Source organism: Aeromonas sp. 6P, from assembly GCF_051919525.1.
In the GTDB taxonomy this organism is placed as follows: Bacteria; Pseudomonadota; Gammaproteobacteria; order Enterobacterales; family Aeromonadaceae; genus Aeromonas; species Aeromonas veronii.
Genome location: NZ_JBQBEO010000002.1, coordinates 4,030,870 through 4,054,906 on the forward strand (window position 1 = coordinate 4,030,870; position 24,037 = coordinate 4,054,906).

Below are 24,037 nucleotides of genomic sequence, written 5' to 3' on the forward strand. Positions count from 1 at the left end.
CAGTGGACAGTAACATTTTCCATTTTAAGCCTGCGATAGAACTGAATTCAGAAGCAAATCTAGAAAAATTCATTCAAAGTAGCAAAAACAAATTAACTGTTTTCGGTGAAGATTGCTGGGATCATAATTTATGGCACACTTTTCACAATACTCGCCGTGTTGTTGCCCGTTTCTCCACAAATTTAGAGCCATCAACTTCCTATAGTTTCTCTCCCCTAGGTGCACCATTTATTGATTTTGCAAAAGCATACATTCGCTACATTTACGCATTAAAACCCATAACAACTCTTCACAGACATTTCGAAGCTATTCGAATACTTGAAGAAGCATTGATTCTATCAAAACATAAAGCAGATATTCTGATGCTCGATGGCCTAGTTTTAGAAAGGCTAGGCGATATTTTTAATAGACGCATATCAAATCTGGCAGGTCGAAATAAAGCGGGCTATCAAATGGAGCTTCTTCTTAATTTCTGCCGTGACAACTTTATAACACCGAGTCTTCCTGGGTGGTCAAATCCATATCAAAAAGTAAAAGATTTAACTATTCAACTTGACGAGAATGGAAAAGAACATCGTAAAAATAAATTGCCCTCAGAAGAGGATATGATGTTATTTGCTAAGTTATTTCATGACGCACCTTCATTAGGTATTGAAGCAGAATATTTTACTTCTGCAATAGCATTGCTCATGCAAGCACCATCCCGATGCTCTGAGTTATTCTCATTGCCTATAGATTGTACTGTATGGGAGGAGAATCGCAGCGGAGAACTTAAACTTGGAATACGTTGGGTGCCTGCCAAAAATGGCAACGAAGGGATTAAATGGGTTCCTACTGTCATGCAAGATGTAGCTTTGGAAGCTATCGAACGATTGAAAAAAATTAGCATGCCTGCACGGGAGGCTGCGATGTATGCAGAAACGCATCCAGATAACAATGGGAGTATGGTGTATATCAGTAAATTGGTTAACTGGCCTTTTGTTGATAACGCAAAAAAAGTTAAGGCCTCAGAGGCTTTGTTACTATATAGAGACCGTGAGTTACATGCGGAACATGATGTTATTCAACACTCGTTTGTTTTACCTACGGTGAACATAATTAATGCAAGGATTTCTAGGTCTGAGGCCAGAAAAGGAGTCCACCTTTGGAAGAAACATAACATATTACGAGAGGATGGCTCACAACCCGATATAACATCCCATCAAGCTAGGCATTGGCTCAGTACCAAAGCTGAACGGGGTGGGATGGATGAGTTGACGCTTGCAAACTGGGCAGGGAGAGCAAGAGTTGCTGATAATGCCAGCTATGATCATCGCACAGAAGAAGAAAAGTCCAATGCAATTGCAGTTATTACTATCCCTGAAAATGCAAACACGTTGGAAAAAATAAAATGTAACCTTCCAATTAGTTTCGAGGAAATCGGAAAGAACCTTACTGGTGCAGCGATAGTAACAGAGCTAGGCGTGTGTGAACATGATTTTGCCATGATTCCATGTCAGCGAAACGGTGACTGTGAAACCTGCAAAGAATTGGTCTGTATCAAAGGCTTCAGTAGCTCATTGGAGCTGTTGAAAGTACGAGAAGTTCAAGTGGCAGCTCAACTCGAAAAAGCACAGCAAAGCCATAAAATGGGGGCCTTTGGTGCTGACCGCTGGGTTAGCTCACACGGTTGGCGACTTGCTCATATTAGAACAAAGATCCGGCTATTAGAGGATGAAAATGTTCTTGATGGCACCCCCATTCGTATTCCTGATGTATATGATCCCTCGCCAGCCAAGGTTGTTCTTTTAGAGAAGGGGCTTAATATTGAAGTTCAATCGCCTGACTCTATCGATTCTAAAGCGTTTAATATTATGGGTGATTTGTTATGCCTAAAATAGTTATCACAGAAAAAAACCTGCCTAATATACTAGGTCTAATTAATACTTGGGAAGGAAAGTTAACTTGGGACTTGCTCTGTCAAAAAGTTGCCATAATGATTGATGTTAAAGGTGGCGTCCAACGTCAATCATTATCCTCTTACAAAGATATTCAAGATGCATACTCGCGAAGAAAGACATTTTTAAAAGAACGTTTTTCTCAACCTGAGCCTACCAAAGAGCGTGATGTAACGCTTGAGTATCTTATAAAAAAGGTTGCTCTTTTAGAGAATGAATTAGCCAGATTAAATAGTTTGAATGATGCATACAAACAGCGTTTCATAGTATGGCAATATAATGCTTACATGCATGGTGTCAGAATGACATCAATTGATAATTTTCCAACAGATAGTGCCGAGCTAAAAAAATTACAGGATATGCTTGGAAAGCCGCTTATAGAAGTTAAACGCCGCACAGGAGGTCAATAATGGCGAGTGGTACAGAAAAAGCCAAAGCAACCGTCCAGGCGTTTGAACTATGGATGGCAACCCAGACTGATGAGACGTATCGACAATTAAGTTACAGGGGCAGCCTCAGCCGCAGTGAAATCACGAAAGCTATTGGCTGTGGCCGCTCTGCCTTAGTGCAGAACCCTGAGCTTCGTAGGCAATTGCAGAAATTGGAAGACCAGCTTAGGGAACACGGGGTGCTTCCGCCACTCACCGCTCAGGCCATAGCGAGTGTAGCTCATCCAAAGGTATACGACCCTACGACTCATCGACGCCTACTTGATACCAAACGTGTATCAATATTGGAGCAGGAGAATATTGAACTGAAAGCGCAGCTAAGGGAACTAAAAGCCAGACTGGAGCGCTTCGGTGAGCTATCTGAGACATTGGCCGAAATGGGGATCTTGCCACGATGAACCAATCTCTCCATTCCGAACTATTTCGTGTTACCAGTATCCCATATAGCTCATCCAGCTACGTGATTTTCTCTGGAATACCACTTAATGACGAGACCAGCCAGATCAAGGATGGCAAATACTATGTGACCATTAAAGCGCGGCCTGACACTCTTCCGGCACAACCGTCACAGGGCCAGCAATGGACAGTCCATGGCAAACCTCTCATTGAGAGGGTCGAGATTGGTGATGTTGTGATGCAGCAACATACCTATGAATCACCTGAGCACGTGATATGCACCCTGCCGGAGACAGGTGAGCAGCTGATCCAGTTCATTGCCAAGGAGCCTGATTTCAAGGGAATTGGCCTCGGTAAAGCCAGGGCGTTATGGCAACTACTCGGTGAGCAATTTCACGCCACCCTGCGCACCGACACACCAGAGTCCAGAGAGCGCCTCAAGAGTATTCTGAGTGATGTATCTATTGATGCCCTGTTCAACGGCTACGCAAAATACAAAAACCTGAGCCACTGCAATTGGATGGCAGAGTGCCGGATCCCCTCGCCCATTCAGCAGCGGCTCTTGAAATTCCATGGCGAAAGCTCCGTTGAAGCAATCAAAGCTAATCCCTACCTGCTGGTCGGCTTCGGGATGGCATTTGAAGAAGTGGATGCGCTTTCTCAAACGAAGTTTGAGGTAGAACTAAAAGATCCGACGAGGCTGAGTGCCGCCCTGGAGTTCACCATCCACGCGGAAGTGGAAAAAGGCCACACCTACACCACGCTGGCCAGGCTTCGCCCCCTGCTGACCAAATTGCTTGGTGACGGCGAGTTGGCAGCACAAGCATTCAAGGCTGGTTACCACCAAGCCCAGTATGTGCTGAACCATGAAGCAGGCACCTATCACCCTACCGCGCAGATGTTGATGGAGACTGTTGTTGCCAAACGCTTGTTGAAGCTTGCCAAGCAGCAAAATTGTTACGAGGAGTCCACCAATACTGCATTTATCGCGGCGGTTAACGAGCTGCCATATGAATTGACCGCGATGCAAAATGAGGCGGTGCTCACCGCGTTAGACAATGCGGTGAGTTGCATCACGGGGGGTGCAGGAACTGGGAAAACCACAGTGCTAAGAACCGCACTGCAAGCCTATCGTAAAATAGGCTTTGAGGTTCATGCTGTCGCGCTGTCTGGACGCGCTGCAATGCGCCTACATGAGTCGATAGGTTTCAAGACAATGACCATTGCCGCCTTGTTGCGGCACGAGCCCATAGAGCCATCTGATGGGTCTCCCAATCATCTGTTGGTGATCGATGAGGCATCCATGATCGACCTACCCACCATGTACCGGCTCACTAACCATCTTCATCCCTCCGTACGGATCATACTGACAGGTGACCCAAACCAGCTGCCCCCTATCGGTTGTGGCAAAGTGCTGGCCGATATCGTTGCATCACAAGCTATCTCGAATGTGACCCTGGACATCGTTAAACGCCAGAAGGGAACCACAGGCATTCCCGAATACTCGATGCAGATAAATCAAGGCCTCATACCCGAGAACTTGAGCATGGGTAACATCCATTTCCATGAAACATCCAAGGACAAGATCGCCCAGGTCTGTGCCGAGTTGTACCAGCAATCACCCGAGAACAGCCGAGTGGTAGGAGCGACCACAGCCATGGTGGCGGACATCAATAATCTTATTCAGGAGGCCGTCAACCCTGATGGTGCTCGGATGGCATTTGAGATGTATGGCGAAACCTACTGCCGCAACGATCTGCGCCAAGGGGATGTGATCCTCTTCACTCAGAACAATTACGAGAAAGGCATTCAAAATGGCTCGCTCGGAACGCTAACTCGCGCTGTCGGGGCTGGAGATGACTACGGAGTGGTTGAACTGGACACAGGCGAGAGCGTGTATGTCACCCAATCCCTGCTGGACTGTATGAGGCTGGGCTACTGCATCACACTCCATAAAGCTCAGGGTTCGCAGTTCCCACGCATCATCATCGCGCTGCAAAAGGGGAGGATCGTTGACAGGGCCTGGCTCTATACCGCAATAACCAGGGCCGAGCATGAGGTCCATATCGTGGGCAGCACAGCTGAGTTTGCAGCCATCACCAAAGCGCCCAGCAATGCCCATAACCGGAACAGCTATCTGCGTGATCTGTTGAAGAAATGAGAGGAGATTGATTCCCTTGGGGAGCGACTACGGGTACAAGCGGAGATAAGCGGTGCGTCAACGCGCAGCGTTGTCCACGGCTTATTCCGTGCTCTTGCGTAGCAAGATGTGCCCGTAGCTGAGCGATCGGAAGGGCTAGAACCTTAAAAATCAATACCTTACAAGGCCTTGACATAGTACCACCAGAGTCTCTTTTGTACCAAGAACGAACTCCAACGTGAGTCATCAATTGACCTTCGCTGATTACGAGTTCAACAGCAAACGCCGCCAGACCCGTAAAGAAGTTTTCCTCTCTTGAATAGAGTAACTGCTTCCCTGGCCCTGGATGCTGGTCATCATTACGCCCATCTATCCCAAGGTCGGCAATGGCCGTCACCCCTAACCACTGATGCAAATCCAGCCATAAGAACCTTCTCTAAAAAGGCTGGGTGCAAAGTAAGTGGTCAAGTCAGTGTAATTACCCACGAAAGGCCTCTCGCAATTATGATAGGCATGGCCCCGTGGGCGCGGGCATCGGACAGACTCAGGAGCAGTAACATGAAGCATCAAACCCTCACCGTGGAAAATAGCCGCATTCGCGTCACCGTCAGCCGCGAGATAGCCGATAAATTCCTGCCAACCGGAGTTATCGGTCGCGATGAGTCCCCCGGTCAGGCGCAACGTGGTCGTCTGCTTTCTGCCGCGATGGGCAAATTAGCCAGCGCAACCGAATTACGCCTTCGGCTCACTAACGATATCGAGCGGGCTGATGTCATCGCGCTGGCCCATAAGCTCCTTGTCCGTGACTATCTGGAGGAACACAGTCACTACAACGTCAACGAGGTGATCATGCGCCTCGAAGAGGGTCACCTCATGCACAAATACATGGCCCAGGAGGTCACTCTCGCCAATGAGTACGCTCGCGGTGTCTTGAAGACTATTTCGCAAGACGACGCCCGCCTTTACGTAGCGCCAAAGGTAATGGCCGGGGTACTCTCCCCCCATGAACGCAGGCAACTGGAGACCCGCGTTGAACTCCTGCTAAACCGCATTGGCATCAATGCAACTGAGGCACTAGATAAAGCCCGTCACGCCTTGCAAGCGCAGGCCAACATCGCGCACCATTATCACATGTGTCGGGCCAATATGACGGGTTGGAAGATTGAGGTCATCGGGGAACTACCGGCTCAAGTGGGCCTATCTCGGTTGCTGCCAAAGGATGATTAATGGATCGCAATCCCAGACCCACCTACCAGCTCACCTCTATCCACCGAGTAGGGCGCCAGAATTTACGGTGCTGTACAGCATTGTTGCTCAAATTCTCTGCTGTACATCGCTCTTATTTATCGGGTGGATTACCCTACCTGGATGGAAAAACCTCAGTATAATCAATGCAACTACATATAATCCGCAGCCAATTATCCATACCCATCCATTCCACGTTTCGCGGGTTGCACTATACAAAAATGCAAAAACAAGTGGACCGATTACACCTGTCAGGTGGGTCAAACTGGTCAGCACCCCTTGTAATTGTCCCTGTGCTACCTGACCGACACGAACAGATATAATTCCCTGCAAGGCGGGAAGTGTGATGCCACCACAAGCTAGTAACAGCAAAACCGGCCAAACCATCCAGCTTTGTGTAATGACCGCCAATAAAAATAGGCCACAACCGTCAGCCAAAATGCCAACCGCTATAGCTTTCCGTTCTCCCAAATGTTTAGCGATAAAACCAGCAGCAAGTCCTTGAAACAGTGCGTGTGTCAGCCCGAACACAGCCAATGAAACACCGACCATTACGCCATCCCATGCGAAGCGCTCTTCTCCGAATAAAACCCATAATGTTGCGGGGATTTGGCCAATCAATTGAATGATGAAAAAGACAACTAACAATCCCGATAATGGGGAGATCATCTCGCGTATGGAGGATGTGGTTTCATTGATTGTTTCATTCTTTAACTCGTCACTAACCTGATTAGCATTATGGGTCTCATGTAAAATGAATAGGGAGACCAGAAATGCCAGCCCGTTAATAGCAGCAGCGAACATAAACGGTGCCTGTACCGAAAGTTGACCGGCAAAACCACCAATGACTGGTCCAGCAATCATACCGCCACCAAAACAGGCACCCATCATACCAAACCAATGTGTCCTGGATTCCTCAGGTGTGACATCGGCAATTGTTGAGGCTGCAACAGCTCCAGTCGCACCGGTAATACCAGCAATTAAGCGTCCCAAATACAACACCCACACTACGCTGGCTGTTGCCATTAATGCGTAGTCCAGTGTTGCACCTAAAAGTGAAAGTAACAATACAGGGCGACGACCTATGCGATCTGACCAGCGGCCGAGAAGAGGGGCAAAAATCACTTGCATCATTGCATACAGCGCCAATAAAACACCGTAGTTCTCTGCAACATTAGCCTTTCCAACAAACTCCCGTAATAACGCCGGCAAGACAGGCATAATTATGCCAATCCCCATAGCATCTAAAAAAATGATGACCAGTGCCATCATCACAGTGCGGTTCATAGTTAACGTTCTCTATCGATGATAGGGTTTGAAAAATAACTCTATCAGTGATAGATTGTCAACAGCAAAAGGAGATAGTGATGGCACGACTAAGCTTGGACGACGTAATTTCAATGGCGCTCACCCTGCTGGACAGCGAAGGGCTAGAGGGCTTGACTACGCGTAAGCTGGCGCAGTCCCTAAAAATTGAGCAACCGACTCTGTATTGGCACGTGCGCAACAAGCAGACTCTTATGAACATGCTTTCAGAGGCAATACTGGCGAAGCATCACACCCGTTCAGCACCGTTACCGACTGAGAGTTGGCAGCAGTTTCTCCAGGAAAATGCTCTGAGTTTCCGTAAAGCATTACTGGTCCATCGTGATGGAGCCCGATTGCATATAGGGACCTCTCCTACGCCCCCCCAGTTTGAACAAGCAGAGGCGCAACTACGCTGTCTATGCGATGCAGGGTTTTCGGTCGAGGAGGCTCTTTTCATTCTGCAATCTATCAGCCATTTTACGTTGGGTGCAGTATTAGAGGAGCAAGCAACAAACCAGATAGAAAATAATCATGTGATAGACGCTGCACCACCATTATTACAAGAGGCATTTAATATTCAGGCGAGAACCTCTGCTGAAATGGCCTTCCATTTCGGGCTGAAATCATTAATATTTGGATTTTCTGCACAGTTAGATGAAAAAAAGCATACACCCATTGAGGATGGTAATAAATGATGCTATCTATGTGTCAACTCTAATTTATAGTTATGGATAGTGTTTTCAAATATATACATGTATCGTCAGTATTTTATCTATTAAATATTAAACCACTTCTGGTTAATATCATGGGTGTCACCGTCCCTCGATAAAATGGCATTGAGTCTCCCACAACTAAGCCACCCATTCGGTTTAAGGTCTTAACGATGATATCTCTTGCATCCATATGGATTTCATCTACAGATTGTGCGAAAAGTTCGTGCAGTGAAAACCGAGCCAAGCTAGAACCTATTTGATACCCTCTGAAATTTTGCATTGTTGCAAATCGCCCCCAATGAGTTTCATCGCATTATTTCCAGGCTGCAACGGCACCAACAATTGTGGAGTTCATAATTGCACACCACCATTGTGGCGATTTTTCAGCTGGAATAGGGATCAATTCGTCAGGGATCCCCTGCTCTCCCTTGAACACGGGAATTTGCAAACGCAGTATGTCGTCCATATCTTCATGCGTTGCTTTCCTCAATACAAGATTCTGCATCGGGTCATCCTTATCGTTGAGCCGTAACAGCAGGTATTTTCATTAGTAGCTCAGCACAAAATGCACATAATTTGTTCAAATCAATAAGCCGCCTAGGAACACAGTATCTATTGGCCACCGCCTTCCGTTGGCGGCATCGCTTCTTGCGCTATGGCCGACTCAGGTATGCTTCTTTTCGATAAAACGCCTCTTTCATTTATACCTTTTAATTACATCATCACCAATTGACTTACCGCTCTAATTTTCCCATTCAACCGGTAGATTTTTTCTGATGCATTTTTATGCAAACAAGTAATTTTTTGCTTCTCTTGAGGTAGTTTTTCAAGTATCTCGCGGTAGGCTTGTAACTCATAACGAGTCAACAGAAGCTCTTCTTCCAGAGACCTCAACTCACTTGCTAGATCATAATTATCGCCTTTGATTGATGCTTGTAAACTGCCCAGAAGATCATCTGAAAAAATATAATGCCGATTATTTTTTGGCCCATTAGCTTTCACTGCATCCTGTTTTTTCAAGCTATATACATGGCGGTCAACCAAGCCTGATGCCTGATACACAGCCAAGTCATTGACCTCCATAGCCAATCGTATCAGCTCTTTCCTGCTTATTTTTAGACCAGTCATTTTGAGTAAAACTTGATAAAACTTGTTACTGATTTTGTAAACATTTTTATTCTGCATAAAATTTCCACAACCACAACACTTAGGATTGCTAAGTATACAGAGACAGGTGAAACTTAGACAATCTATACATATGAGAACTTTGTGATGAACAAACATTGTACAAAAACCCATTCCCAGAGAGACTCAAGCAGGCGCGTAAAAAAGCAGGTATATCCCAAAAGGAGCTTGGGGTAAGGGCCGGTATGGATGATAGTTCTGCTAGTGGTCGCATGAATCACTATGAGAGAGGTCGCCACGTTCCAGACATTGATACAATGCGAAAACTTGCCAATGTACTGGGAAAGCCGCTGAGTTATTTTTTTTGCGAAGATGATCTTAGTGCGGAATTGGTTTGTCTATTTGAGCAACTTGATGAGGATGAAAAGTTAGATCTTCTCTTTAAGCTACGTGAAAATAAACGGTGATACCGCTAAGTAAGATACCTGCTCATGTTGCGGATTGACCACCAGAAGTTTGCAACGCATTGATAGTGGTTTGTAGCTAGGAGAGGAGGTTAACTTTCATGGTTGTGCTCATGCCTTCACCACCGGGATCCCTTTGATACTGGTGGTATAGCGGGGGCTGAGTTGTTCGCGTTTCATCATCCATTCGCTGGTATCTCGGCCTCGGGATGCAAAGTAGACCTTTCCCAACCGCCCCTGGTTAATCCTATCGATCACCTGCATGAGTGCATCGCTACGGGGATCCTGCTGTTCGCTGCCGAATAGACCCCCTTGCTGCATGCCTTTCGGGGAGAAGTCCGCCAGCATGACGCCGCCCTTCATATAGCGAACATCATCCAACCAGATCCTGCTCAGCAGCGGCTCGATCTGGGCTAGCAACTCACGGGTGTCGGCTGTGGGTATCGGCAACAGCATGGAGATCTGGTTGGCATAATGTGTTTCCCGCTCCGCAAACGGGCTCGAACGAATGAATACTGTGACATGGCGGCAGCACATGCCCTCTGTCCTGAGTTTCTCAGCTGCCCGCTCCATGTAGCCAGCGAGAGCCTCCCGCATGGGGCCGAAGGCGGTGATGCGCTCCCCAAAGGATCGGCTGCAAATTATCTGTTGCTTGGCCTGTGCCAGTTGCTCCAGCTCGGCGCAGGGGATCCCGCACAGCTCCTGCACCGTGCGCTCGACAACGACCCCGTAACGGTGCCGAAGACTCTTAGCATCAGCCGCTACCAGATCAGCCACGGTGTTGATGCCCTGAGCTGACAGCTTGGTGGTGAGTTTGCGACCAATTCCCCAGACCTCGTCTACCGGGGTGATCGCCATCAGTTTGGCGCGGCGTGTTTCATCGCGCAGATCGACCACCCCTCCGGTGGCGGGCCATTTTTTTGCGGCATAGTTGGCGAGTTTGGCTAGGGTTTTAGTGGGGCCGATACCAACACCGACCGTCAGCCCTGTCCACTGCTGTACCCGCTCCCGGATCTGGCGTCCATATGCCACTAGGTCACCCGCCCAACTCTCACTCAGCTCAGCAAAAGCTTCGTCTGTTTACCGGGACGGGTGCGAACAGCTTTGCGAGAAGGTCACTCAGCAACTCGGTGCGTGGTTCTCTCTTTTGAGCTGGTAAGGCTCATGTGGTGAGGGTTCTGGTGAGGACAACCAAAAAGTGTAAGAATAAACAGGTATGAACACGCATTTTCATACCTTTTCTTACATATCTTTAAAAAGTGTCATTTTAAGGTGAGCAACCAGAAGTGTAAGAAAAGGTGTTATGCATTGAAATATATAGTAAAAAATTCATTGCCACTCACTCAGTCACTCACTCAGCAGCGATTTTTTACATGTATTACCCTTTTAAGAACAGAATATTGAAAAGGCCCTGATAACTCAGGGTCTTTTTTTATGCACTCAGCCCCGAAAGGGATAAGACGTTTTATGGTTGCCTCCCCTACAGTGATGGATATTCTCCACAGGAGCGCTTTGTGAAAAGTGCAATGAAACTGCTCACCCCTTTATTGCTAATGCTGACCAGCTTGCTCTCCTGCCAGTTGCAGGCAAAGCCACTCAAGGTCGGGGTCAGCTTTGCCATCCCTCCATATGTGATCGAAAGTAATCAGAGTGGCATCGAGCTGGATCTGCTGAAAGAGGCGTTCGCTGGCAGCGGCTATGAGCCCAGCTTTGAATTTCTGCCGCTGGAGCGTACCTTCCGCCTGTTCGAGTCAGGAAAGCTGGATGCCATCATCAACGTCAGACCCGGTATGGTTGATCCTCACGTTCTGACCCAGCCCGTTATCACCTTCCATAACCGGATCTTCACCCTGCGCAGCACCCACATCAGTACTCTGGACGATCTGCATTCAAAACGGGTCACCGCCTTTCAACGGGCAAGGATCATTCTGGGGGGCGCCTTCGCCACCATGGCCAACCAGAATCCCCACTATGAGGAGGTAGCCAAGCAGCAGGTGCAGGTACATCAGCTGATGCGCGGCAGGGTCGATGCAGTGGTACTGGAAGAGCGGGTGTTCTACTACTACCTCGACCAGCTGATCGCCACCGCCCAGGCAGGCGAGCACTACGAGCGCAATCAGGTCAGGCAAGCAGACCTCTTCCCGCCCACCGTCTATCACTTTGCCTTCCGAACGGCCGATGCCCGCAATCTGTTTGATAAGCGCCTTGAGGCGATGCGTCAGGATGGTCGTTATCACCGGATTTTCGCGGCTTACGGCGCCACACCGTGAGCCACAAACATAAAAGCCAGCCGGTAAGGGCTGGCTTTGTACTGGCTCCGAAGGAACAGCAGTAGGGGAGCGTTACTTCATTGCGCTGCCGTTTTTCAGTTCTGCTTTCTGACGTTTGGCTTCGCGTTTCTCTTTCAGTGACATCTGCGGTTTTTTCTTGGCATCTTTGCCGTTGTGATGTTCTTTGTTACTCATCATCAAACTCCAAAAATGTTACCCAGACAGTTGGTTCCTCATGGGAGCCAGCATGCCATCCGAATCATCAACTTCAGTACGCTTGGTGGGATGGTGCAAGACCATCACCAGACCCAGCATACCCTCCAGCGGCATCCGGATCCAGCCTCATTCTCGTCCAAAAGATGTCGCGCGCAGCCCCTTGAGAGGGGAGGCCAAACAACCTCGACAGGAAAGACCAAAAAAGAGTAATTCGCATTATTAAATGTTGTCACGCTTATATTAAGCCATCGTTACCTAAATAGCTGTTCCGAATAGTAGATCTCTGGAGGAAGGGAACTCAGTCCAGTTTGTGCGATCTCATTAGTCGCCAAACAAAACAAGCCACACCCAAAGGACTGAGTTGATGCCTATCCTACCACCCCTGCCACGACCACAACGGCGCCGCATTCACAAAATCATCCATGCCACGCGTGATAAAGGGCATGCTCGTCGCTTGATGGCCATCTTGCTGTTACATGAAGGCCGCACGATCACTGATGTTCATCACCTTACCGGCGCTGCTCGTTCGACCATCGGCCGTTGGCTTCGGTGGTATCGGGATGAAGGTGTGGGGGCGCTAGAAGCCTTACCGGCTGGCCGTGCCCCGGTCTTACCTGTCGCCAAGATTGTCACCTTACTGGTGCTGCTCATGCAGTTTTCTCCGCAAGATTTTGGTTATCAGCGCAGCCGCTGGTGTACCGAACTATTGGCTATCAAAATCAATCGGTTAACAGGCCTCAATATGGCAGCCTCCACACTCCGCCGATGGTTACCTCGTATGGGTATTGTCTGGCGAAGACCCGTGCCGACCTTGCGGATAAAAGACCCAGCCTATCAGGAGAAAATGGCGGATATCGACGCGGCGCTGGCCCGCTGTGATGCCGATCATCCGGTGTTTTATGAGGATGAAGTTGATATAGACCTCAATCCCAAATTAGGGGCCGACTGGATGTTCAGAGCGCAGCAAAAGCGGGTTGTCACACCGGGACAGAACGCGAAACATTACCTGGCAGGTGTTCTCCATGCAGGCAACGGAAGAGTGCTTTACGTCAGCGGGATAAAGAAAAACTCATCCCTGTTTATCGCCATGCTGGAAAAGCTGCGTCGCCACTACCGACGAGCCAAAACCATCACGTTGATCCTCGATAACTACATCATTCACAAAAGCAAACAGACCGAGCGATGGTTGAAGAAGAATCCCAAGTTCTGCCTGGTATTCCAGCCAGTTTACAGTCCTTGGGTTAATCACATCGAACGGCTGTGGCACAAGTTACATGAAACCATCACACGCAATCATCAATGCAGAGGAATGGCCAACCTGCTGGCTCGAGTGAAACACTTCATGGATACCGTGTCTCCTTTCCCCGGGAATAGCTATGGCACAGCGAAGGTGTAGCACTATTGGGATCAGTTATTTAGATACTTTCACGGATAAATATAAATCCCTCTCATTATTTATTGCCGCACAAGAGGTCACCATTTTAATAAGCATTCGCAATATCATCGGAAACATCAGGTTACAACACCGAATAGGTTATTTCCGGTCAGCCGGATATAATGCGCGCCGCACCGAAATATCCGTTTTTATTCAGGAAGCTGTGACATGAACAGAAAAACCAGAGCCGCCATGGTGTCGGTCTGCTCCAATATCAGTCTGATCATCATGAAAATGGTGGCCGGTTTCGCCAGCGGCTCGGTCAGTATCATCTCGGAGGCGATCCACTCCGCCATGGATCTGGTGGCGGCCCTGATCGCCCTGTTCGCGGTGAAAAAGTCCGATCTCCCGCCCGATGAACGCCACCCCTATGGTCACGACAAGATTGAAAATGTCTCCGGCGTCATCGAAGCACTGCTTATCTTGCTGGCCGCGGGCTGGATCATCTTCGAAGCCGTCGACAAGCTGATCACCCCCAGCCCGATTGAAAGCATTGGCTGGGGCGTGCTGGTGATGGTGATCTCGGCGCTGGTCAACAGCGGTGTCTCGGCCTACCTCTACAAGGTGGCCCGAGAGGAGGAGTCGGTCGCATTGGCTGCCGATGCGCTCCATCTCAAGGCGGATGTGCTCACTTCAGCCGGCGTCGCCGTCGGTCTTGGCGGGATCTGGCTGGCCGGTCTGTTCGGCCATTCACTCGCCATCCTCGACCCGCTGGTCGCCATTGCGGTCGCCATCTTTATTGTCAGAGAGGCGATCAGCATGCTCAACGAGGCCTTCCAGCCACTGATCGACCAGAGCATGAGCCCGGAAGAGCTGGCGATGACCAGCCGCATCATCACCGAATGCTGCCCTGCCGCCAGCGGTTTCCACGATCTGCGCAGCCGTCGTGCCGGTCGTCGCCGCCATATCGACTTCCATCTCACACTGCCCCCGGAGATGAGCATCGGCGAAGCCCACGATATCTGTGATCGCATCGAACACGCCATCATGGCGCAACTGCCCCACGCCATCGTACTGATCCACGTCGAGCCGGAGGAGCAAGAGCTGCCCTCGCCGCTCGCCATAAATTGAAATGTGGCAAACAGGCGGGAAAGTGGCAGCGAAATAACGGAAAGTTGGCACAAACCCGCATTTTTACTGCCGGAAAGCCGATTGCATAAGAAGTGATCGGCACAACTGTGTTAGGGTGTCTAACCACCCTGCCGCAGGAGCGCGCCGTGAAAAAGCTGGAAATGAAAGATCTGACCGAGGCCGAAAAAGCCGAGATAGCCTTGTTATTGCAAAAGGCACAAGCCAATGCAGACCACCAGCTGACCAACGGAGAGCGGAACAAGATCCGTGAAGAGGGTCGCCTGAAAATTGTGGCCGACCGCGCCGAAGCGGCCAAGGCAGCCTCCAAGCTGGCTCGCGAGAAAGCCAAAGAGCGCGCCAAGAACCAGGTACTGCCGGAAACCTTCAGCTGGATTGATTCGGTCAGCAACAAGTTTCGCAGCAAGCGCTGATCCCTTCTTGCAAAACGCCCGCTGGCACTTGGTGCCAGCGGGCGTTTGCATGTCTGGGCAATGCTCGATTAGCCAAATTTGGCGCCGCCATTGATTTGCAGCCCAGAAGCTAATCGCAGCAGCAAAGAAGTGATTTACATTGTGAGTTAGAGAAAACGCCAACTGACAATCCACGTCTCTCGCCACCTTTTCATTTTTTCTCATATTTTTTGCCAGAACTGGCTACATAGTCAGGACAAAAAAGCCGAATCTGACTTGTCACAGGGTGATATGAGTCCGCACTGATTTTTCTATGCCGTTGAAATACATCATGTTTACTATAAAAAACGATATTTTTGGCTGTTACAAAACATTAATATAGAGATAAAGTTTGCTTTAAAAATGAGAGCGTGTTTTAATCTTTCTCGATGGTTCGGCAGTTCAGACCTGATTATGTTAGGCAGTCATTTTAGTAAAGCAGTGATTAGCATAAGCGTTATCCTTGGATAATTCTTATCAAATAATTCTCCTTCTTTAGTGCTCCCCATACGTATTGCTGACGAAAAATCAAAAATTGCCATTTAGGTGGCATTCAACACTATTTAAGGAAATTATTATGTCTAACAAAATGACTGGTACCGTTAAGTTCTTCAACGCTGAGAAAGGTTTTGGTTTCATCTCCCCGGCTGACGGCAGCAAAGACGTGTTCGTACACTTCTCTGCTATCCAGTCCACCAGCTTCAAAACCCTGGACGAAGGTCAGCGCGTTGAGTTCACCATCGAGCAAGGCCAGAAAGGCCCGGCTGCTGCCAACGTAGTTGGTCTGTAATTCAAGCCGGAGCATGCTGCTGATGGCTCATGCCAACTGCTGACAGCTCTGCAAGAATTTAAAAAACCCGCTTCGGCGGGTTTTTTGTTGCTCCCCGCTTTTTCCTCATGCTCTCCCCTCCCCGACCGCTTGATCCCTCCCTTACACGCTCTCACCGCTTGAGTCTTAGAATGAGCTCCGAATGGACTCAAAATGTAAAATAGTGACGAAAAAGTCAGGTTATCCGCTGTATTTGCCGCGAATTCTTGCTATTTTGCGCGCCACCAACGCAAACGATTTCCTTCACACTTTCAGGATTAGTTATGGCAAAGCAAGATATGGCTGCCCAAACAGGGACAGGCGGCTTTCTGGACTCTTATTTTTCCATTTCTGCGCGCGGCAGCAGCGTGCGTCAGGAGCTGGTCGCGGGGCTGACCACCTTCCTGGCGATGGTCTACAGCATCATAGTGGTGCCGAACATGCTGGGTGCCGCCGGCTTTGAGCAGGGCCCGGTGTTTGTGGCCACCTGTTTGATCGCCGCCTTCGGCTCCCTGCTGATGGGCCTGTGGGCCAAGCTGCCGATGGCTATCGGTTGCGCCATCTCCCTCACCGCCTTTACCGCCTTCAGTCTGGTGCTGGGTCAGGGGCTGAGCATTCCGGTCGCGCTGGGCGCCATCTTCCTGATGGGTGTGCTGTTTACCCTGATCAGTGTCACCGGCGTGCGCCAGTGGATCCTGGATAACCTCCCCTCCGGCATCGCTCACGGCACCGGCATCGGTATCGGTCTGTTCCTGCTGCTGATTGCCACCAACGGTGTTGGCATGGTGATCAAGAACGAAGGGGCCGGTCTGCCGGTTCAGCTGGGTGAAGTGACCGCCTTCCCGGTCATCATGACGGTGCTGGGTCTGGCTGCCATCTTCGGTCTGGAACGTCGCAAGGTGCCGGGCGGCATCCTGATGGTGATCATCGCCATCTCCATCCTCGGCCTTATCTTCGACCCGAAAGTGACCTGGCAGGGCTTCTTCGCCATGCCGAGCCTGACTGGCGAGAAAGGCTCGCTGGTAGGCAGCATGGATCTGCTGGGCGCCCTCAATCCGGTAGTCATTCCGACCGTACTGGCGCTGGTGATGACCGCCGTGTTTGACGCTACCGGTACCATCCGTGCCGTGGCCGGTCAGGCGGGCCTTATCAACGAACGTGGCCACATCATCAGCGGCGGCAAGGCCTTGACTGCCGACTCCGTCAGCAGCATGGTGGCGGGCGCTGTCGGTGGTGCTCCGGCGGCCGTCTACATCGAATCTGCCGCAGGCACCGCAGCAGGTGGCAAGACCGGTCTGACCGCCGCGCTGGTCGGCGTGCTGTTCCTGCTGATGATCTTCCTCTCCCCGCTGAGCTATCTGGTACCGGCTTACGCCACCGCACCGGCCCTGATGTACGTCGGTCTGCTGATGCTGGGCAACGTCACCAAGCTGGACTTCAGCGACTCGGTCGATGCGCTCTCCGGCATGCTGTGCGCCGTCTTCATCGTGCTCACCTGCAACATCGTGACCGGCATCATGCTGGGCTTCGTAGCGCTGGTCGTTGGCCGCATCTTCGCTGCCGAGTGGAAAAAGCTGAACGTCGGCACCGTCATCATCGCCGTGGCGCTGGTGATCTTCTACGCCGGTGGCTGGGCCATCTAACCCGTCCGCATATTCCGGTTATAGCGAAGGGCCCTGCGGGGCCCTTTTTCATAGCTGTGAGTCAGCTAACAGTTTCCCGCCTGTTTGCCCTGTGCCGTTTCAGATTGAAACACCGAATCCCCTCCTGCTGTTTCAAATCCGAACCAAATCGCCCGTCATTTTTATCCCTTTTTCTGTCGTTAGACTGGCTCCATCAACCATTTGCCCACCCGTGCGGTGGCAAGCCAAGGAGTGAGCCATGAAGAAACTGATCAATGCCGTCGATGCTGTGGTCCGTGAACAACTGATGGGGATGGCAGCCGCCCACCCCGAGCTCAAGGTACGTATCGAACCCCACTACATCACCCGCGCCGACTCCCCCGTGATGGGCAAGGTGGCGCTGGTCTCCGGCGGTGGCAGCGGCCACGAGCCGATGCACGGCGGGCTGGTGGGCAAAGGGATGCTGGATGGTGCCTGCCCCGGCGAGATCTTTACCTCCCCGACGCCGGACCAGATGTACGAGTGCGGTCAGGCCGTTGATGGCGGCGCGGGCGTACTATTTCTGGTGAAGAACTACACCGGCGACGTGCTCAACTTCGAGACAGCGGTCGAGCTGCTGCACGGCGATGGGGTCAAGGTGGGCTTCGCCTTGATCGATGACGATGTGGCGGTCAAAGACAGCCTCTACACCGCCGGTCGCCGTGGGGTTGCCACGACCGTGCTGTGCGAGAAGCTGGTCGGTGCCGCCGCCGAGGCGGGCTACGATCTGGCGCGCTGCGAGGCGCTGGCCCGTCGCATCAACAACCAGAGCCGTACCATAGGCGTGGCCATGCATGCCTGCACCGTGCCTGCCGCTGGCAAGCCCTCCTTCACTCTGGCGGACAACGAGCTGGAGTTCGGCGTCGGTATCCACGGCGAACCGGGCATCGAGCGTCGCCCCTTCACCGACCTCAATACCCTGGTGGACGACATGTTCAGCGAGCTTGCTGACAACACCCCCTACGGCCGCACCCTGCGCCACTGGGATCGCACCAGCGGCAGCTGGCAGGAAGAGCACACCTTCATCGAGCCGCTGAATGCGGGTGATCGGGTTATCGCGCTGGTCAACAGTCTCGGCGGCACCCCGATTTCAGAGCTCTATGGCGTCTATGGTCGCCTCGCCACCCTGTGCGAGGAGGCGGGCATCCATCTGGTGCGCAACCTCATTGGCCCCTACTGCACCTCCCTCGACATGACCGGCATCTCCATCACCCTGCTCAAGGTGGATGATGAGCTGATGACCCTGTGGGATGCCCCCGTTCACACCCCCGCCCTGCGTCGCGGCTGCTAAGGAGTGCCGATAGCCATGCTAAGCAAACACCAAATCGTCAACTGGCTGCTCGACTGCGAACATATCTTTACCGAGCAGCGTGACTACCTCACCGCGCTGGATACCGACATCGGCGACGGCGACCACGGCCTCAACATGCAGCGCGGCTTCGCCAAGGTGGCCGAGAAGCTGCCCGCGGTGGCGGACAAGGATATCGGGCAGGTGCTGAAAACCACCGGCATGACATTGCTCTCCTCGGTCGGCGGCGCCAGCGGCCCGCTCTACGGCACCTTCTTTATCCGGGCGGCAGCCAGCAGTGACGCCTGCCAGAGCCTTAGCCTCAGCCAGCTGTGCAAAATGCTGAGCGACGGGGTGGAGGGGATCGTCTCCCGCGGCCGCGCCGAGCCGGGCGACAAGACCATGTGCGATGCTTGGTGGCCGGCACTGGCGGCCCTGCAACAGGCGCAGCAGCAAGAGCTGCCCCTCAATGAAGCACTGGACAAGGCGGTTGCAGCCGCCGCAGCCGGTACCGAGGCGACCATCCAGATGCAGGCCCGCAAGGGGCGCGCCAGCTATCTTGGCGAGCGCAGTATCGGCCATCAGGATGCCGGGGCCACCTCGACCCTGCTGCTGCTGACCGCCCTGCGTGACAGAGCGAGGTTGTGACATGATCGGAATCGTAGTTGTCTCTCACAGCGCCATGCTGGCGGCCGGCTTGAAAGCGCTGGCCGACCAGCTCGGTAGCCCGGCCCGATTGCTGCTGGCGGCCGGGGTCGATGACCCCGCCCACCCCATCGGCACCGATGCCATCGCGGTGATGAGTGCGATTGAAGAGGCTGATGACGGCAGTGGCGTGCTGGTGCTGATGGACTTGGGCAGCGCCCTCCTGAGCGCTGAGACCGCCCTCGAACTGCTGCCCCCGGAGCTGAGCGCCCGGGTGCGGCTCTGCCCCGCCCCGCTGGTCGAGGGCACCCTGGCCGCCGTGGTGGCGGCCGGTTCCGGCATGACGCTGGATGAGGTGGCCGCCGAGGCGCTCGGCGCGCTGGGCCCGAAACAGGCGATGCTGCCTGCCAGTGCGGCGCAGGCCGCCACCGAGACCGCCCCCGTTGCCGACGACGGCTGGCTGCGCTGCGAAGTGGTGGTGGATAACCCCCACGGCCTGCATGTGCGCCCCGCCGCCCGACTGGTGGCAGCCCTCAAGCCCTTTGCCGCTGAACTCAAGCTGCAAAAGGGGGATAAAGAGACCAATCCCCGCAGCCTGACCCGGCTCGCCATGCTCAACGTGCGTCAGGGCGACCAACTCACCCTGCTGGCACGCGGCGAGGATGCCAATGCCGCCTTGGCCTGCTTCCAGCAGCTGGCCGACGAGCGCTTTGGCGACTGACGCCGCACACCACTGTTTCAAGGGCTGCTCTCGCTCGCTGAGCCTGTGCAGCGTCCCTGTTGTGCAAGCAAAAGACGAAGGCGTCCCCGGCACTGCCGCCCCTTCGCCCCTGTTAGTTTCAAAAGAAGTCTTATGAACTAGAGAGAGGGATAAAATATGGACCGCATTATCATCAGCCCCAGCAAATACGTGCAAGGCAACGGGGCCCTCGCCAATATCGGCAACTACGTCAAAGCGCTCGGCAGCAAGCCACTTGTTCTGGCCGACGCCTTCGTCACCAAGCTGGTTGGCGATACCGTGGCCACCAGCTTCCACGGGGCAGGGATCAAGCCAGAGTTCGACTGCTTCAACGGCGAGTGCTCCCGCCCCGAGATCGACCGCCTGCTGGCCCGCTGCAAGCAGACCCCGTTTGACGTCATCATCGGCATCGGCGGCGGCAAAACGCTGGATACCGCCAAGTCGGTCGCCTTCTACCAGAAGGTGCCGGTGGTCATAGTGCCCACCATCGCCTCTACCGATGCCCCCACCAGTGCGCTGGCGGTCATCTACACCCCGGAAGGGCAGTTCAGCGAATACCTGATGATCCCGACCAACCCCAACATGGTCATCATGGATACCGGCGTGGTCTCCCGCGCCCCGGTACGGCTGCTGGTCTCCGGCATGGGGGATGCGCTCTCCACCTACTTCGAGGCGCGCGCCAACAAGGTTTCCGGTTGCCAGACCATGGCCGGTGGTGCCTCTACGCTGGCGGCGCAGGCCATTGCCGAGCTCTGCTACAAGACCCTGCTGGCCGATGGCTACAAGGCCAAGCTGGCGGTGGAACAGGGACTCTGCACCAAGGCGGTGGAGTACATCATCGAGGCCAACACCTACCTGAGCGGTATCGGCTTCGAGAGCAGCGGGCTGGCCGCCGCCCACGCCATCCACAACGGCCTGACCCAGCTCGCCGAGTGTCACCACCTCTATCACGGTGAAAAAGTGGCATTCGGTACCCTGGTGCAGCTGGTGCTGGAGAACGCACCGATGGCGGAGATCGAGACTGTGCTGGGTTTCTGCCGCTCGGTGGGCCTGCCGACCAACCTGCATATGATGGGGGTCAAGGAGCTGGATATGGCACGCCTGATGGAGGTGGCCAAAGCCTCCACCGCCGAGGGCGAGACCATCCACAATATGCCGTTCAAGGTCACCGCCGAGGATGTGCTGGCGGCCATCGTCACCGCCCACCAGCTGGGGCTGTAACCACGCCACCGCTGACCTTGCCATATAAAAACGGCCCCGCAACTGCGGGGCCGTTTCGTTTTCTGCGGGCCAGTTGGCGACGGCTCACCGTCAGCCGTGATAGTCAGCGGGATCGATCTCGAGCAGCTTGAGTCGCCGCCAGAGGGTGGTGCGGCTGATGCCCAGATGCTGGGCCATCTGGCTCACCTGCCCCTTGCAGGCGTGAGCGCAGCGCAGGATGGCTTGCCGCTCAAGCTCCGCCAGCGTGAGCAGCGGTTGCCCCACCACCTCGTCTGCCACCTGCTGATAGCCGTGCCGAATGGCGGCGGGCAGCGCCTCGGGCGGGATCAACCCCTGACCGGCGTGGAGCAGCGCATGCTCGACGGCGCTGCGCAGCTCCCCCAGATTGCCAGGCCAGGGATAGGCGAGCAGACAGTCGAGGGCCGCCGGACTGAACTGGCGTACCGGCTCGCGCCCCTGCGCCCCTAGCTGCTGGCTGATAAGGCCCGGCAGATCCGCCGCGCGATCCCGCAGCCCCGGCAGCCACAGCTCGCACGCCTGCAAGGCATAGAGCAGCTGGCGGCCAAACAGCCCCTCCTGCACCAGCTGCTCCAGCGGGGCACTGCTGGTGGCGATGATCCGCACCTTGAGTGGCAGAATGCGGGCCGAATCGAAGCGCTGGATGCGGCCGGTCTTGAGCAGTTGCAGCAGTGCCGCCTGCATGGGGGCAGAGAGACACTCCACCTGCTCCAGCACTAGCGTGCCACCGTGGGCCAGCTCGAACTTGCCCGCTCGCTCCTGCCCCGCCTCGTCGGAACCCATCAGCTCCAGCGCCATCCGCTCGCTCGGCAGCGCCTTGCAGTTGAGGGTAATAAGCGGCCCGGCGGCCCGTTCGCTGCCAAAGTGGATCGCCTCCGCAAGCTGGGCCTTGCCCACCTCCTCCTCGCCGCGCAGCAGGATCGGCCCCTGACTCTGGGCCGCCTGCCGGGCATAGCGCAGCAGCTTGCGCATGGCGCTCGACTCCCCCACCAGCGCCGACAACTCGGGCACCGTCTGGCGCAGCTGGTGAATGGCCCGCAGCCGATCGACCGGGTGCAGCAGGGCGATAAAGCTGACCCCCTCCGGCCCCGGCAGCGGCTTGAGGCTTACCAGCGCATTGATAAACTCCCCCTCCTGAGCGCCAAGCAGCTCCAGCGTCACCTCCACATGGCTGAGTGGCGTCTGCCCCTTGATGGCCAACTGCAACCGCTGGGGCAACAACAGGTGCTGCTCCAGCGGCTGGCCGAGACAGAGCGCCGGATCGAGCCGCAGCCGGTGGGCCGCCAGCGCGTTGAGATAGCGCAGCCGCCCTTGCGGATCCCAGGCCAGCACACCGTCATCCATGCCATCGAGCAGGGCGTAAAGTTCGCTCAGGTGGTGCTGGGACTCCTGCATCAGGGTCTCCATCTGCAGCAGGTGGGCCAATTCGCGCCCGGCGCTGACTGTGAGCGCCAGATCGCCGGCGCTCGCCTCCTCCACCTTGCAGATCAGAGCGATGATGGCGACCTGACGGCCATTGCTGTTGTAGACCGGGCTGGCGCAGCTGTGCCACGGGTGGAGGGTCTGGTTGAAGTGCTGGGGGCCGCTGACGCAGAGCGGCACTCCCTCCAGCGCCGCCAGATTGATGGCATTGGTGCCGATGCGCCCCTCGCTGAAAAAGGCGCCGGGGCCAAACCCCAACACCGCCAGCTCGCGCAGGGTGTCGGGATGACCGGTCTGGGCCAGCAGGCAGCCGCTCTCGTCGGTGAGTAGCAGGGCGCAAGGGCGCCCCTCCATAAATTCGTAGAGATCCTCGAGGGCCATCTCGCCGGTGGTGAGCAGGTCCCGCTTGCGCTGGCGCAGGCTCTGCAAGGTCTGCCCCTTGGCGCAGTGGGGCGGATGCCAGAGGGTGGCACTGGTCTGGTGGGCGCAGCGCAGCCAGGATGCCTGCAGATAGTCAGGCCAAGCGAGCAGCGGCTGAAGGTCAGATGGCATGGTCACAGCAATATCCGGCAAGATGTGAGCCGACCATTTAACCACGCCAGCGCCCCCGATTCAGTGACCTGCCTCAGAGGGTGGCAAGCCCGCCCCCATCCTGGTCGGGTTCACCGTCGGCAAATTGCTGGCCGAGCCAGTGGAAGAAGGCGCGGCACTCCTTCGATTTTTTGATATATAGCCCCCGATCACACTACTGACTGGTTTATTAAAATGAGGCCAGATGGCGCTTTCCATTGCCGCCCCAAAAGTGTATTTTTTGCCAAGCGGCAAAAGTAGAGCCAAAAGAGGATGTCGCCCGAGTACGTTCAGCACTATAGGTGTGACGGTAACATTTTGCTTTAAAATGATTTTCTCGTGGAATCAATCATGGCGAACCGGAGTTATATGAAAGACTCTATTAACGGATTAGTACCGCCTTCCATCTAATCACTGTTAGTTTTTATCCATTAACAATAAGAAGGT

Annotated in this window: 23 protein-coding genes and 2 pseudogenes; 18 read left to right on the forward strand and 7 right to left on the reverse strand. The window is 53.6% G+C overall.

The window, feature by feature from the left end:
• Nucleotides 1-2 precede the first annotated feature (2 nt).
• From ACTG2J_RS18635 to ACTG2J_RS18660, 6 genes and pseudogenes are all read left to right on the forward strand, one after another.
• On the forward strand, nt 3-1,880 hold the full coding sequence (locus ACTG2J_RS18635; RefSeq protein ID WP_041207315.1) for an integrase: 1,878 nt from the start codon (nt 3-5) through the stop codon (nt 1,878-1,880).
• On the forward strand, nt 1,868-2,347 hold the full coding sequence (locus tag ACTG2J_RS18640) for a hypothetical protein (RefSeq protein ID WP_049866848.1): 480 nt from the start codon (nt 1,868-1,870) through the stop codon (nt 2,345-2,347). Before ACTG2J_RS18635 ends, ACTG2J_RS18640 begins: the two co-directional genes overlap by 13 nt.
• Nucleotides 2,347-2,784, forward strand: coding sequence for a VPA1267 family protein (locus ACTG2J_RS18645; protein WP_025202555.1), 438 nt, complete (start codon nt 2,347-2,349; stop codon nt 2,782-2,784). Before ACTG2J_RS18640 ends, ACTG2J_RS18645 begins: the two co-directional genes overlap by 1 nt.
• The gene (locus tag ACTG2J_RS18650) at nt 2,781-4,943 is read left to right on the forward strand and encodes an AAA family ATPase (RefSeq protein ID WP_429044419.1); all 2,163 of its coding nucleotides are present in this window, start codon (nt 2,781-2,783) and stop codon (nt 4,941-4,943) included. Before ACTG2J_RS18645 ends, ACTG2J_RS18650 begins: the two co-directional genes overlap by 4 nt.
• Before the next feature lie 217 nt (nt 4,944-5,160).
• Nucleotides 5,161-5,322: pseudogene (locus ACTG2J_RS18655) on the forward strand (IS5/IS1182 family transposase); the annotation flags it as partial.
• Nucleotides 5,323-5,480: 158 nt separating this feature from the next.
• Nucleotides 5,481-6,149 carry a hypothetical protein gene (locus ACTG2J_RS18660; protein WP_017780890.1) on the forward strand — a complete coding sequence of 223 codons (669 nt, stop codon included), beginning with the start codon at nt 5,481-5,483 and terminating at the stop codon, nt 6,147-6,149.
• Between the two features lie 87 nt (nt 6,150-6,236).
• Here ACTG2J_RS18660 and tet(E) read toward each other — a convergent pair whose 3' ends face one another.
• Nucleotides 6,237-7,454 (reverse strand): tetracycline efflux MFS transporter Tet(E), encoded by a 1,218-nt coding sequence (tet(E), locus tag ACTG2J_RS18665; RefSeq protein WP_017780889.1) that lies wholly within the window; start codon nt 7,452-7,454, stop codon nt 6,237-6,239.
• 80 nt (nt 7,455-7,534) lie between these two features.
• Between tet(E) and tetR the strand changes: the two genes are divergently transcribed.
• Complete coding sequence (tetR, locus tag ACTG2J_RS18670) at nt 7,535-8,170, forward strand: tetracycline resistance transcriptional repressor TetR (RefSeq protein WP_017780888.1); 636 nt, start codon at nt 7,535-7,537, stop codon at nt 8,168-8,170.
• Between the two features lie 331 nt (nt 8,171-8,501).
• On the opposite strand, the gene ACTG2J_RS18675 is transcribed toward tetR, so the two are convergent.
• Together ACTG2J_RS18675 and ACTG2J_RS18680 are read right to left on the reverse strand one after the other, a co-directional pair.
• Nucleotides 8,502-8,693 (reverse strand): hypothetical protein, encoded by a 192-nt coding sequence (locus ACTG2J_RS18675; protein WP_017780887.1) that lies wholly within the window; start codon nt 8,691-8,693, stop codon nt 8,502-8,504.
• Between the two features lie 209 nt (nt 8,694-8,902).
• A complete protein-coding gene (locus tag ACTG2J_RS18680; RefSeq protein WP_017780886.1) occupies nt 8,903-9,373 on the reverse strand; it encodes a hypothetical protein in 471 nt (156 codons plus the stop codon).
• 98 nt (nt 9,374-9,471) lie between these two features.
• Between ACTG2J_RS18680 and ACTG2J_RS18685 the strand changes: the two genes are divergently transcribed.
• Nucleotides 9,472-9,780: a helix-turn-helix domain-containing protein gene (locus ACTG2J_RS18685; RefSeq protein WP_047440196.1), complete on the forward strand. Its 309-nt coding sequence runs from the start codon at nt 9,472-9,474 to the stop codon at nt 9,778-9,780.
• A gap of 108 nt (nt 9,781-9,888) precedes the next feature.
• On the opposite strand, the gene ACTG2J_RS18690 is transcribed toward ACTG2J_RS18685, so the two are convergent.
• Nucleotides 9,889-10,635, reverse strand: a complete 747-nt coding sequence (locus tag ACTG2J_RS18690) for a DinB/UmuC family translesion DNA polymerase (protein ID WP_113725460.1) — start codon at nt 10,633-10,635, stop codon at nt 9,889-9,891.
• Nucleotides 10,636-10,719: 84 nt separating this feature from the next.
• Nucleotides 10,720-10,842: pseudogene (locus ACTG2J_RS18695) on the reverse strand (Y-family DNA polymerase); the annotation flags it as partial.
• Nucleotides 10,843-11,303: 461 nt separating this feature from the next.
• Between ACTG2J_RS18695 and ACTG2J_RS18700 the strand changes: the two are divergent.
• On the forward strand, nt 11,304-12,047 hold the full coding sequence (locus tag ACTG2J_RS18700) for a substrate-binding periplasmic protein (protein WP_113740587.1): 744 nt from the start codon (nt 11,304-11,306) through the stop codon (nt 12,045-12,047).
• A 72-nt stretch (nt 12,048-12,119) separates the two neighbouring features.
• Here the strand turns inward: ACTG2J_RS18700 and ACTG2J_RS18705 are convergent, their stop codons facing one another.
• Nucleotides 12,120-12,245 (reverse strand): hypothetical protein, encoded by a 126-nt coding sequence (locus ACTG2J_RS18705; protein ID WP_019445191.1) that lies wholly within the window; start codon nt 12,243-12,245, stop codon nt 12,120-12,122.
• Nucleotides 12,246-12,627: 382 nt separating this feature from the next.
• On the opposite strand from ACTG2J_RS18705, the gene ACTG2J_RS18710 reads away from it, so the two are divergent.
• The 9 genes from ACTG2J_RS18710 (at nt 12,628) to ACTG2J_RS18750 (ending at nt 21,580) form a co-directional block, all read left to right on the forward strand.
• On the forward strand, nt 12,628-13,659 hold the full coding sequence (locus tag ACTG2J_RS18710; protein ID WP_439997233.1) for an IS630 family transposase: 1,032 nt from the start codon (nt 12,628-12,630) through the stop codon (nt 13,657-13,659).
• Nucleotides 13,660-13,866: 207 nt separating this feature from the next.
• Nucleotides 13,867-14,769: a cation diffusion facilitator family transporter gene (locus tag ACTG2J_RS18715; protein WP_043822581.1), complete on the forward strand. Its 903-nt coding sequence runs from the start codon at nt 13,867-13,869 to the stop codon at nt 14,767-14,769.
• Nucleotides 14,770-14,915: 146 nt separating this feature from the next.
• Nucleotides 14,916-15,200 carry a DUF3811 domain-containing protein gene (gene yjbD / locus ACTG2J_RS18720; protein WP_005340165.1) on the forward strand — a complete coding sequence of 95 codons (285 nt, stop codon included), beginning with the start codon at nt 14,916-14,918 and terminating at the stop codon, nt 15,198-15,200.
• 595 nt (nt 15,201-15,795) lie between these two features.
• Nucleotides 15,796-16,008, forward strand: a complete 213-nt coding sequence (gene cspE / locus ACTG2J_RS18725; RefSeq protein WP_005316548.1) for a transcription antiterminator/RNA stability regulator CspE — start codon at nt 15,796-15,798, stop codon at nt 16,006-16,008.
• A 302-nt stretch (nt 16,009-16,310) separates the two neighbouring features.
• On the forward strand, nt 16,311-17,669 hold the full coding sequence (locus ACTG2J_RS18730) for an NCS2 family permease (RefSeq protein ID WP_162628466.1): 1,359 nt from the start codon (nt 16,311-16,313) through the stop codon (nt 17,667-17,669).
• A 238-nt stretch (nt 17,670-17,907) separates the two neighbouring features.
• Nucleotides 17,908-18,978, forward strand: coding sequence for a dihydroxyacetone kinase subunit DhaK (gene dhaK, locus ACTG2J_RS18735; protein ID WP_040067692.1), 1,071 nt, complete (start codon nt 17,908-17,910; stop codon nt 18,976-18,978).
• 15 nt (nt 18,979-18,993) lie between these two features.
• Nucleotides 18,994-19,623 carry a dihydroxyacetone kinase subunit DhaL gene (gene dhaL, locus ACTG2J_RS18740; RefSeq protein WP_005341571.1) on the forward strand — a complete coding sequence of 210 codons (630 nt, stop codon included), beginning with the start codon at nt 18,994-18,996 and terminating at the stop codon, nt 19,621-19,623.
• A 1-nt stretch (nt 19,624) separates the two neighbouring features.
• Nucleotides 19,625-20,341, forward strand: coding sequence for a dihydroxyacetone kinase phosphoryl donor subunit DhaM (dhaM, locus tag ACTG2J_RS18745; RefSeq protein WP_113740585.1), 717 nt, complete (start codon nt 19,625-19,627; stop codon nt 20,339-20,341).
• Between the two features lie 156 nt (nt 20,342-20,497).
• Nucleotides 20,498-21,580: a glycerol dehydrogenase gene (locus ACTG2J_RS18750; protein ID WP_439989232.1), complete on the forward strand. Its 1,083-nt coding sequence runs from the start codon at nt 20,498-20,500 to the stop codon at nt 21,578-21,580.
• Nucleotides 21,581-21,670: 90 nt separating this feature from the next.
• Here the strand turns inward: ACTG2J_RS18750 and dhaR are convergent, their stop codons facing one another.
• Entirely contained in the window at nt 21,671-23,572 is a 1,902-nt protein-coding gene (dhaR, locus tag ACTG2J_RS18755) for a dihydroxyacetone kinase operon transcriptional regulator DhaR (protein ID WP_113740597.1), read from the reverse strand.
• Nucleotides 23,573-24,037: the final 465 nt, after the last annotated feature.